We start from the raw sequence: 11,852 nt of genomic DNA, 5'->3' as shown, positions 1-11,852 counted from the left end.
ACTGTCCATGGTTCAGGATGAACGCATACTCAACGCCAAATTACTTCTTTACCCCCTGCTAATGGTTTGTTTTGCAGCCAGAGCAGAAATCACCGAGCAGCAGTTGCAAGCCGACTGCGCGAAAGTCCCTACCTACGCCAGCCAGGGTGAGCACTTCTATAAAGCCAGGAACTATGCCAAAGCGCGTGAAGCCTTTGAAAAACAGGTGACCTGGAGTGAAGGTTGTCAGCTCGATCATAAAACCGTGGCGACGGCCTATAACAACGTGGCGCTAACCTGGATGCGTCAGGGTGAATGGCGCAAAGCGCAAGCCTGGCTGACCATTAATCCCAACGATACCAAATCAATCTACAACCTGGGGCTTATCAAAGAGAAGTTAGCCGCATTGCCGAAAAACGACTCCCCTGCCGGGGAATACTGGAACTACGCCGGTCTGGCAACCTGGGAAACGCTGATTGTTAAACCTACAGAGAAAAAATCAGACTTTCAGGTTGATTTCCAAGGGTATTATTTCGGCATGATGGCCCTCTATTACGGACCAAACATCGGCGAATTCTCAGAACTGGTCACGCTGAAAAACAATAAAGGCGTGATTGCACTCAGAGAGAGTGACTACATCCACTGCGATATCTCGCTAACGGTCACACCTGAAGGCATCGACGCCAGTACCGACGATCCGCAAAACTGCGGCTTCGGTATGAACGTGCGCGCCGACGGGCACTATCTGCGGGTTGATTGAACCCGCAAGGTTTACTGTCTCCTCGCGCAGCGCTACAATGCCCGCCCTTAATATGGGGGCACTCCCCTAACCGCCTCACCGAGTGAGGCGAGTCTGACCTGTCATCAGAACGAGAAAATTATGTTTAAACCGGAACTCCTTTCCCCGGCGGGAACGCTGAAGAACATGCGTTACGCTTTTGCCTATGGCGCAGATGCCGTCTACGCGGGCCAACCACGTTACTCCCTGCGCGTACGCAACAACGAATTCAACCACGAAAACTTACAGCTCGGCATCAATGAAGCCCATGAACTGGGTAAAAAATTCTATGTAGTGGTCAACATTGCGCCACACAACGCCAAGTTGAAAACCTTCATTCGTGACCTGAAGCCGGTGGTGGAAATGGGGCCGGATGCATTAATCATGTCCGATCCAGGTCTGATTATGTTGGTGCGCGAAAACTTCCCGGACATGGATATTCACCTGTCAGTACAGGCGAACGCCGTAAACTGGGCGACGGTAAAATTCTGGAAACAGATGGGGCTGACCCGCGTGATCCTGTCCCGTGAACTGTCACTGGAAGAAATCGAAGAGATCCGCACCCAGGTGCCGGATATGGAGCTTGAAATCTTCGTTCACGGCGCATTGTGCATGGCCTACTCCGGCCGCTGCCTGCTCTCCGGTTACATCAACAAGCGTGACCCAAACCAGGGAACCTGCACCAATGCCTGCCGCTGGGAATACAACGTGCAGGAAGGCAAAGAAGATGTGGTGGGTAACATCGTGCACAAGTACGAGCCTATCCCGGTACAAAACGTTGAGCCGACGCTGGGTATTGGCGCGCCAACGGATAAAGTGTTTATGCTCGAAGAAGCCCAGCGTCCGGGCGAGTACATGACCGCGTTCGAAGACGAACACGGCACCTACATCATGAACTCCAAAGATTTACGCGCCATTGCCCACGTTGAGCGCCTGACCCAAATGGGTGTGCACTCGCTGAAAATCGAAGGTCGCACCAAGTCTTATTACTACTGCGCACGTACCGCGCAGGTGTATCGTAAAGCAATTGACGATGCCGCCGCCGGTAAACCGTTCGACCCGCAGCTGCTGGAAACGCTGGAAGGCCTGGCGCATCGCGGTTATACCGAAGGTTTCCTGCGTCGCCATACGCATGACGACTATCAGAACTACGAATATGGTTTCTCCGTTTCCGAACGCCAGCAGTTTGTCGGTGAATTCACCGGTGAGCGTAAAGGCGAACTGGCTGCGGTTATCGTGAAAAATAAATTCACCGTCGGTGACAGCCTGGAGTTGATGACCCCGCAGGGCAACGTCAATTTCACGCTCGAGCAGATGGAAAATGCCAAAGGCGAAGCGATGCCTGTTGCGCCGGGCGACGGTTACACCGTCTGGCTGCCGGTCCCGGAAGATATCGATCTGAATTATGCATTGTTAATGCGTAATTTTGCCGGTGAGTCCACGCGCAACCCGCATGAAAAGTAGTTAGTTACGGTTATTTTTCAGCGTTCGGAAGATTCTTAGAAATCGATCACATACCGTTTCGTTCAATAAGGGTATTATCCGTTTCGCTGAAAAACATAACCCATAAATGCTAGCTGTACCAGGAACCACCTCCTTAGCCTGCGTAATCTCCCTTACGCAGGCTTATTTTTTGCCTGTAATTTACCTTTCCGAAAACCAGGCGAAAAAAAACCGGGCATTACGCCCGGTCTGTGATGCGATAGAAGATTAATGTGCGGCTTCTGGCTTGTGCTTTTGTGCACTCTGGAAGCCATAGGTCAGCTCATTTTTCTCTTTATCCAGCGCTACGGTCACCTGACCGCCATCGACAAGCGAGCCGAACAACAGTTCGTTGGCCAGCGGTTTCTTCAGGTTATCCTGGACTACACGCGTCATCGGACGTGCGCCCATTGCACGGTCATAGCCTTTCTCTGCCAGCCAGTCACGTGCTTCCTGACTCACTTCCAGAGAGACGCCTTTCTGATCCAGCTGCACCTGAAGCTCAACAATAAATTTATCGACCACCTGATGGATTACCTCGGTAGAGAGGTGATCGAACCAGATAATGTTGTCGAGACGGTTACGGAATTCCGGCGTAAATACTTTTTTGATTTCCCCCATCGCATCAGTGCTGTTGTCCTGATGAATAAGGCCAATCGATTTACGTTCGGTTTCACGCACCCCGGCGTTGGTGGTCATCACCAGCACCACGTTGCGGAAATCCGCTTTGCGCCCGTTATTGTCGGTCAGCGTACCGTTGTCCATCACCTGCAGCAGCAGGTTGAAGACATCCGGGTGCGCTTTCTCAATTTCATCCAGCAGCAGCACCGCGTGCGGATGCTTAATGACCGCATCGGTCAGCAAACCGCCCTGGTCATAACCGACATACCCCGGAGGCGCACCAATCAGACGGCTGACGGTATGGCGTTCCATATACTCAGACATATCAAAACGCAGCAGTTCAATGCCCAGCGCTTTAGACAACTGCACCGTCACTTCGGTTTTCCCGACACCGGTCGGACCGGCAAACAGGAACGATCCCACAGGTTTGTGCTCGTGGCCCAGGCCAGCACGGCTCATCTTGATGGCTTCGGTCAGCGCCTCAATGGCTTTATCCTGTCCGAATACCAGCATTTTCAGACGGTTGCCCAGATTCTTCAGCGTATCGCGATCGCTTTGCGACACGCTCTTCTCCGGGATCCGCGCTATGCGGGCTACCACGGACTCGATATCCGCCACGTTGACGGTTTTCTTACGCTTACTGATCGGCATCAGACGCGCACGCGCGCCCGCTTCATCGATCACGTCAATCGCTTTATCCGGCAGGTGACGATCGTTGATGTATTTCACCGCCAGTTCCACCGCCGCACGTACCGCTTTGGCGGTGTAGCGAACGTCATGGTGCGCTTCGTATTTCGGTTTCAGCCCGTTGATGATCTGCACGGTCTCTTCCACCGACGGTTCCGTAATATCAATTTTCTGGAAGCGGCGCGCTAACGCACGGTCTTTCTCGAAAATGTTACTGAACTCCTGGTAAGTGGTTGAGCCAATCACGCGGATCTTACCGCTGGAGAGCAGCGGTTTGATCAGGTTTGCCGCATCCACCTGGCCGCCCGATGCCGCACCCGCACCGATAATGGTATGGATCTCATCGATAAACAGGATGCTGTTGGTATCCTGTTCCAGCTGTTTCAGCAGCGCTTTAAAGCGTTTTTCGAAATCCCCGCGGTATTTGGTGCCCGCCAGCAGCGAACCAATATCCAGAGAGTAAAGCGTGCAGTCGGCCATCACTTCCGGCACATCGCCCTGGACAATACGCCAGGCCAGACCTTCGGCAATCGCGGTTTTACCGACGCCAGACTCACCGACCAGCAGCGGGTTGTTTTTACGACGACGGCACAGTACCTGAATAGCCCGCTCCAGCTCTTTTTCGCGGCCAATGAGCGGGTCAATCCCACCCACGCGAGCGAGCTGGTTAAGGTTAGTGGTGAAGTTCTCCATACGATCCTCCCCGCCAGCTTGCTCTTCGTTATTTGGCTGATTACCGGAGTCAGCAGACTGACTCGGTTCGTCTTTGCGCGTGCCATGAGAAATAAAATTCACCACGTCCAGTCGGCTAACTTCATGCTTGCGCAGCAGATAGGCCGCCTGAGATTCCTGCTCGCTGAAGATGGCAACCAGTACATTGGCGCCCGTCACTTCATTACGCCCCGAGGACTGAACATGGAAGACCGCGCGTTGCAGCACACGCTGAAAACTCAACGTCGGCTGCGTGTCACGCTCTTCTTCGCTCTCAGGCAATACGGGAGTGGTTTGTTCAATGAAGGCTTCGAGTTCCTGACGGAGCGCCACCAGGTCCACAGAACACGCTTCCAGCGCTTCGCGGGCCGATGGGTTACTGAGCAACGCCAGTAACAAGTGCTCGACGGTCATAAACTCATGTCGGTGCTCGCGCGCTCTGGCGAAAGCCATGTTTAAACTGAGTTCCAGTTCTTGATTGAGCATAGGCACCTCCCCCAATGTTTATGCCTGATTCAGGCTTTTTCCAGCGTACATAGCAACGGATGCTCGTTCTCCCTCGCATATTTGTTCACCATCGCCACTTTGGTCTCAGCCACTTCGGCGGTAAATACGCCGCAAATAGCCTTACCTTGATAGTGAACAGCAAGCATCAGTTGCGTTGCACGTTCTACATCATAAGAAAAGAATTTTTGTAACACGTCAATAACAAACTCCATCGGAGTGTAATCATCATTGACTAATATCACTTTATACATAGATGGCGGTTTTAGCGCGTCGCGCAATTTATCTTCCGCCAGCAGATCGAAATCCAGCCAGTCGTTCGTCTTACCCATTGTCAGTCGTCATCTTCAGTTACGGTTACCGGCAGAATAACTTGCCGCTGACAAGAGCCTATGCGCACAATCAATCTACCTCAATTATTAGATAACTATCATCTATCAGTGTCATCCGCGACATCTGTCACATATCCGACAATAGCGTTAACTGCTTCAAATTTTGATGCATTTTTACCCGATTCCGCCCGTCTGGCGCTTGACGCCCCGCCTGATTTCTCTAAATTGTAGTCTCGAGAGTTGGCGAGGTTTTGAACAGCCCCCACTCCGCCACCGGTTCATTCCATCTTACTTATATAAGATTTACGAAGGATGTCGAAGTATGGAAACGGGTACTGTTAAGTGGTTCAACAATGCCAAAGGGTTCGGTTTCATCTGCCCTGAAGGCGGCGGCGAAGATATCTTCGCTCATTACTCCACCATTCAGATGGATGGTTACAGAACGCTAAAAGCCGGACAATCTGTCCAGTTTGATGTCCACCAGGGTCCAAAAGGCAATCACGCCAGTCTTATTGTGCCCGTACTTGAAGCAGAAGCTGTCGCATAGCTCTTCTGTCTCATTGTGTACATCCTGCAGACAAAATGCCAGCCCCCAGAGCTGGCATTTTTATTTCTTTTTCAATACAACACGTTATTCCCGCGCCAGGGCATCCACCGGGTCCAGCCTTGCCGCGTTGCGCGCCGGGAGCCAGCCGAACAAAATCCCGGTCGCCGTTGAACACAAGAAAGCCGTCAAAAGGGCGAAAGGTGAGAATCCGATTTCCCAACCGGGCAGGAAAAGCTGTAGCGTGAAAGCAATCAGCATCGATAAACTGATACCGAGCGCCCCACCAACGAGACACACCAGCACCGCTTCAATCAAAAACTGCTGCAGTACATCACTGGCGCGCGCGCCAACCGCCATACGAATGCCAATCTCGCGCGTTCGTTCGGTGACGGAAACCAGCATAATATTCATCACGCCGATCCCGCCCACCACCAGCGAAATGACCGCCACCAGCGTCAGGAACAGCTGTAAGGTGCGCGTGGTTTTTTCAGCTGTTTTCAGAACGCCATCCATATTCCAGGTGAAGAAATCTTTTTTACCATGCCGCAACGACAACAGTCGGGTAATCTGTTGCTCCGCCTGAGTGCTGTCAAAACCTTCCTTCACGCGAACGGTAATAGAGTTCAGCCACGATTGCCCCATAATGCGCCCGGACATGGTGCTGTAAGGCAGCCAGACCCGCAGAATTTTGCTGCTGCCAAACATCGACTGCTTCTCTTCCGCCACACCAATGACGGTGGCCGGCATATTGCCGACCAGCACGACCTCACCCACCACCTTCGCTTTATTCGGGAACAACTGGCGTCGGGTGTTACTGTCCAGCACCACCACCTGCGCCCGACCATTTAACTGCTCGGCGTTAAAGGTGTTTCCCTCGCTGAACGTCATACCATAGACATTGAAGTAATCGCCGCTCACGCCATTAGCGCTGGCTGCCACGTCGATGTTGCCATAACGCAGCCGTAGGTTCTTCGACACGGCAGGCGTCACGGAACTGACCCACGGTTGCTTCTGAATCGCCGTCAGGTCGTCATACTTCAGCGCTTGCTGATATTGCGGGTCATCGTCACCAAAATCTTTGCCGGGATAGATATCAATAGTATTTGTGCCGATAGCGCGAATATCGGCCAGTACCAGCTGTTTTGCTGCATCGCCGACCACCACAATCGACACCACCGACGCGATACCAATAATGATGCCCAGCATAGTGAGCAACGTACGCATCTTGTTGGCAGCCATGGCCAGCCAGGCCATGGTCAGCGCCTCGCGAAAACCACTGACAAACTGACTCCAGCCGGATGCCGTCGTTACCGTAGGTTCGGTTATGCCGTGTCCGCTGGCTGTTTTGTGCGACGGTGGATTGCGCACAATTTCACCGTCACGAATTTCAATCACCCGTTCAGCCTGCGCCGCAACCTGCGGGTCGTGGGTGACAATAATCACCGTATGCCCGCGATCGCGCAGCTGATGCAGAATGGCCATCACCTCTTCGCCGGAATGGCTGTCCAGCGCACCGGTAGGTTCGTCAGCGAGAATGACCTGTCCGCCGTTCATCAGCGCACGCGCAATACTGACGCGCTGCTGCTGGCCACCGGAAAGCTGGGAAGGTTGATAATCCACACGATCGCCCAATCCCAGGCGCTGCAGTAACGCGTGTGCCCGCGCCAGACGCTGCTTGCGTTCGGTTCCGGCGTAGACCGCTGGCACCTCCACGTTTTGCGCCGCCGTTAAATGCGAGAGCAAATGATAGCGCTGAAAAATAAAACCGAAATGCTCGCGCCGCAGTTGCGCTAACGCATCACTATCGAGCGTGGAGACGTCACGCCCCGCTACCCGATACGTGCCGCTGGAAGGCTTATCCAGACAGCCGAGGATATTCATCAGCGTCGATTTCCCCGAACCAGACGCCCCGACAATCGCCACCATTTCACCCGCCTGGATGCTCAAAGAGACGTCCTTTAGCACCTCTACCTGCCCTTCGCCTGACGGGTAGCTGCGGCGGATATGGCTCAGCTCAAGCAACGCCGTCATTGTGCCGCTCCGGGTTTCGCCTCGCTGATGATGACTTCATCACCCTCTTCCAGCCCCTTGACGATTTCCACATCGGTATCGTTACGGGCACCGATAGAAACTTCGCGCTCGCGGGATTCGCCGTTGCGCAGCAGCCTGACGTTATAGCGGTTGTCGCCAACAGGCTCGCCCAGCGCCGCCAGCGGGATGGTCAGGACGTTTTTGACGTCCGTCAGTTGGATATGTACCTGCGCGGTCATATCCAGGCGCAGGATCCCTTTCGGGTTGGGTACTTCGAAGCGGGCATAGTAGAAAATCGCGTCGTTCACTTTCTCAGGCGTCGGCAGCACATCTTTGAGCGTACCTTCGTAGCGCGTCTGCGGATCGCCCAGCACGGTAAACCAGGCTTTTTGTCCTGGATGCAGGTGAATGACATCTGCCTCGGAAACCTGGGCTTTAACCAGCATGGTGCTCATGTCAGCCAGCGTAAGAATGTTAGGTGCCTGCTGGGCGGCGATCACGGTTTGCCCCTGCAGGGTGGTAATTTGCGTCACTTCGCCAGCCATTGGCGCCACAATACGGGTGTAGTCGAGGTTCGTTTTTGCCGTATCAAGAGAAGCCTGATTACGCTTAATTTGTGCATCAATGGTGCCAATTTGCGCCTGTTTGACCGCCATCTGCGTGGCTGCTGTATCGAGATCCTGCTGCGAAACCGCCTGCGTTTTAGCAAGCTGTTGCTGGCGAGAAAGCGTCACCCGCGCCAGTTTCCACTCGGCCTCAGCTTGCATACGTTGGGCACGTAGTTCCATCAGCGTGGCTTCGACTTCTTTGATCTGGTTTTGCGCCTGCTCAGGATCAATAACGCCAAGCAGCTGATCTTTTTTGACTTTATCGCCAATCGCCACGGACAGCGTTTTTAACTGCCCGCTCACCTGCGCCCCGACGTCAACTTTGCGCAGCGCATCCAGCTTCCCGGTTGCCAATACGCTTTGCTGAAGATCGCCGGGTCGCACAATTAATGTTTGATATTGCGGCAATGGCGCATTAAGCGTTCGCCAAAGTGCAATTACCGCCACAATAATGATGACAGCGAAGATAAAATAGCGTTTTTTGATTTTTCCCTTGAGCTTCATAAATGTCCCAATTCCCCGAAAACGTCCACCAGAGTGGCGTGTTAAACGTCAACGATAAATAAATAGCCGTTGAAAAGCGTCAAGAATAACAGAGTTATTGATGAATGGTTAAGATCCGCTGTGCTGAAATTACTACAAATACGTCTCAGACTTCCATCGGATTTATATTATGAGTCAACTAACTGAAAGTACTTTTCATTCCAGCAATCCTGTCACCAGCTTTAACCTTTTTTACAACCTAAGTCGTGGCCAATTACGTCCCGGACAATGCTGGGATCAACGGAGTTTTCGCCGTAAGTTTATCTGGCGTTCTTTACTAATACCCCACCTCACCCGTGAATGGATGACTGAACTGGCACAGTGGCCGGAGTTAGATAGCCTCCTCACCCTCCAGCCCCGGCTACCGGTCCGTCTTCATCGTCCGTATCTTGCATTAAACCTCGATCGAAAAATGAAGCTGGATGCTGTGCGATTTCACTACAACTTTATCCGCCATTCATTTTCATCTGCAGAATTAAACGGGTATTTAAGCCCTGAAGGGTTACAACTTGCACAAATTGAGGGCAAAGAGGGCGAATTATTCACCCTGGTTTTAACGGCATTAATTACCCTAGATAAAGAAGGTGAAAGCACAATACTTTTGCGTAATAGTGTCGGTGAAACGTTGGCGGAAATAACCTTTACGATTTGTGAGCATGAAGAGAAAGCCACTGTTTTTATTGGTGGATTGCAAGGAGGAAGCCGCCTGTTGCCTCACGAAGCAATACAAAAAGCAACGAAGTCCTGTCACGGAATTTTCCCAAAACGGGTTGTGATGGAAGCGATTTGCCGTTTGGCCGAACGGTTGAATATCGAAAACGTGATGGCTGTCAGCAATGAACAGCATATCTTTCGCAGCCCACGTTACCATGATAAAAATAAGGTTATTCTCTCCGACTATAATGCGTTTTGGGCGTCGGTTGGCGGTGAATGCGACAGCCGCGGGTATTACCATATTCCGCGCACGCTGGCACGAAAAAGCGAGGCGGAGATTGCCAGTAAGAAGCGGGCGGAATATCGCCGCCGCTATCAATTACTGGACACTATCCACGAACAGCTGTCGCTGATGTTCCGCCACTAATCAGCACGTCCGCGTGCCAGCCACAGCACGCGCGAAAACATTTTTCGCAGCAGGGTGGGAACGGCATCAACACCGCGCCGCCCTGCTTCCATCGCCACTTCAATCGCCAGATCCGGTTTTGACGAACGATGAATCGCTTTGGAGATAATTTTACGCATATTCATCGGCACGTTTTCCGGAATTTGTGCCACCCGGTGAAAGACGTCTGAGAAGCCCTGGCGATACATAAAGTGCTCCATATCCAGCGCGGGCAGCATCGTCAGGTGATCGCGTTCTTCTTCGCGGTCGTTACTCAGCAGACTGCGTACGGTGGCGGCATATTTTTTCCCGGCCTCATCGCCATCAACCAACACGTGCCACTCTATTCCCATCCGCCGGGCAAATTTCACCAGCGGCTTAAGCCCGGACTGGGCAAATTCAATCACTTTAATCCCTTCGGCATCAAAGTGATGACCGCACTGACGGGCCAGTTCGTTGATCACCCAGGTTTCCGTTTCGCCTTCCACCAGCAGCCAGCAGCGGGCAAACAGCGACGATGCGCGATTAAAGCGAATATGAAAGGCAATCCGCCGCCCGTCTTCGGCGCTCAGCCCACCAGGCCCCAGACGCCAGGCGGCGACACGGGAAGATTCACGCACCAGGCGCACCACATGTTCAACGGGGGTAAGCGACAGCAATTCACCGGAGTTGGTAGTCGCCACACGCTGCAGAGGTAACAGATTCAGCAACTGCCAGGCCACCGACAGCATTATAGGATGCAAACGCGTTTCCGGATCTTCGACCAACAGCAAAGGACGGGCATCTTTGTCCAGCCTGAGGGTACCTTTCGCCTGGAGCAGCGTTGAAAACAGCCCCAGCAGGATCACGCGATGCGTACGCCCGCCAGGCTTATCAATCATCCGGTTGATAATATCCAGATAGCGCCAGCTACGCTGCTCATTATTGGAACGCCGACGCATCAGACGATAGCGAGACTGGCCCGCACCTTGTTCAGAAAAGTAGTGTTCCAGCAGTTGTACCATCGCCGACAGCCCCTGGCGGATCTGGCCGTCCGTCAGATTTTGTGGCCGGGTTGCCAGTTCACGCGCCAGGAAATCCAACTGGCGGGCGGTCACTTCGACTTCCGCAATATTCGGCACCGTGCCGTTGCGGATACGCCGCATAAAGCGCGCATCGCGCAGTCGCAACACCGGCATCAGACGCACGAGGTGGCAAGCCAGGTCGTTAATATTGTCGAGCGCGAGCGGACGCCCTTCGCCATCAAGGAAACTGCGCAGCGTCAGGACGCTACCGTCATCCGCACACTCGCCCTCCAGACGATAGAAAATACGGTGATAGTCATCGTGACAGGGAGACCAGCAGGCTTCCAGCGGACGATAGCGGCGCACCCGATGACGGCCCGGCTGCGATTCACGAAAAGTAAGAATAATATGTAGATGATGTTCCCGGCCCTGGATATCACCCGGCGGAAACCAGAAGTCTTCACGGTCAAAATGATACAAGTCCGATTCCGGTGACAGCAGCAAGGTCAACGCATCCAGCAGGCTGGACTTACCCCACGCGTTCTCCCCAATCAGCACGTTGTTCTGCTCCAGCATCAACGACAGCCGATTAATACCACGAAACCCAACAATCTCAACGCGTTCGAGAATCATATAGCCTCCGGAAATGCTAACTTTTTCCTTCAAGTTATCAGGAGTATAGCGTCAAGCTGGCGTGCAGAACACCTGAGATCGCACAGACAGAAATCAGAACAATAAAAAAATAAGAATATTCTTCTTTAAATTCACGCCAGATATTATTACAGGGGACAACCATTTGCTTTTCGCTAATTGAACTATGCTGTATTCACCTCAACACCAAAAAGGATTCACATCATATTGCCTTAAATCAAATTTTTTCATTAATTTAAGTGGCAAAGGGATGATATTTTTTTCTAGAATACGCG

9 protein-coding genes are annotated in these 11,852 nt (G+C 52.7%); 4 read left to right on the top strand and 5 right to left on the bottom strand.

Annotated features, from left to right (window positions below):
* Window positions 1-7: 7 nt before the first annotated feature.
* Together FDW98_RS04695 and yegQ are read left to right on the top strand one after the other, a co-directional pair.
* Complete coding sequence (locus FDW98_RS04695) at window positions 8-739, top strand: tetratricopeptide repeat protein (RefSeq protein ID WP_096756566.1); 732 nt, start codon at window positions 8-10, stop codon at window positions 737-739.
* A 120-nt stretch (window positions 740-859) separates the two neighbouring features.
* Entirely contained in the window at window positions 860-2,221 is a 1,362-nt protein-coding gene (gene yegQ / locus FDW98_RS04690) for a tRNA 5-hydroxyuridine modification protein YegQ (protein WP_096756565.1), read from the top strand.
* A gap of 246 nt (window positions 2,222-2,467) precedes the next feature.
* Here yegQ and clpA read toward each other — a convergent pair whose 3' ends face one another.
* On the bottom strand, window positions 2,468-4,744 hold the full coding sequence (clpA, locus tag FDW98_RS04685; RefSeq protein ID WP_096756564.1) for an ATP-dependent Clp protease ATP-binding subunit ClpA: 2,277 nt from the start codon (window positions 4,742-4,744) through the stop codon (window positions 2,468-2,470).
* Between the two features lie 29 nt (window positions 4,745-4,773).
* Window positions 4,774-5,094 (bottom strand): ATP-dependent Clp protease adapter ClpS, encoded by a 321-nt coding sequence (gene clpS / locus FDW98_RS04680; RefSeq protein ID WP_003036810.1) that lies wholly within the window; start codon window positions 5,092-5,094, stop codon window positions 4,774-4,776.
* A gap of 322 nt (window positions 5,095-5,416) precedes the next feature.
* On the opposite strand from clpS, the gene cspD reads away from it, so the two are divergent.
* Window positions 5,417-5,641: a cold shock-like protein CspD gene (gene cspD, locus FDW98_RS04675; RefSeq protein ID WP_096756563.1), complete on the top strand. Its 225-nt coding sequence runs from the start codon at window positions 5,417-5,419 to the stop codon at window positions 5,639-5,641.
* Between the two features lie 84 nt (window positions 5,642-5,725).
* On the opposite strand, the gene macB is transcribed toward cspD, so the two are convergent.
* A complete protein-coding gene (macB, locus tag FDW98_RS04670) occupies window positions 5,726-7,672 on the bottom strand; it encodes a macrolide ABC transporter ATP-binding protein/permease MacB (protein WP_096756562.1) in 1,947 nt (648 codons plus the stop codon).
* Window positions 7,669-8,784, bottom strand: a complete 1,116-nt coding sequence (gene macA / locus FDW98_RS04665) for a macrolide transporter subunit MacA (protein ID WP_096756561.1) — start codon at window positions 8,782-8,784, stop codon at window positions 7,669-7,671. Before macA ends, macB begins: the two co-directional genes overlap by 4 nt.
* Before the next feature lie 169 nt (window positions 8,785-8,953).
* On the opposite strand from macA, the gene FDW98_RS04660 reads away from it, so the two are divergent.
* Complete coding sequence (locus FDW98_RS04660) at window positions 8,954-9,904, top strand: VirK/YbjX family protein (RefSeq protein ID WP_096756560.1); 951 nt, start codon at window positions 8,954-8,956, stop codon at window positions 9,902-9,904.
* Here FDW98_RS04660 and FDW98_RS04655 read toward each other — a convergent pair.
* Window positions 9,901-11,559 (bottom strand): ATP-dependent endonuclease, encoded by a 1,659-nt coding sequence (locus FDW98_RS04655; RefSeq protein WP_096756559.1) that lies wholly within the window; start codon window positions 11,557-11,559, stop codon window positions 9,901-9,903. The two genes, FDW98_RS04660 and FDW98_RS04655, sit on opposite strands and share 4 nt — an antisense overlap.
* Between the last annotated feature and the right edge of the window lie 293 nt (window positions 11,560-11,852).

It is taken from the genome of Citrobacter sp. wls711, assembly GCF_005281055.1.
Classification (GTDB): domain Bacteria; phylum Pseudomonadota; class Gammaproteobacteria; order Enterobacterales; family Enterobacteriaceae; genus Citrobacter; species Citrobacter gillenii.
Note: the sequence above shows the minus strand (reverse complement) of the source record. Positions and strands in the feature narration are given on the sequence as shown.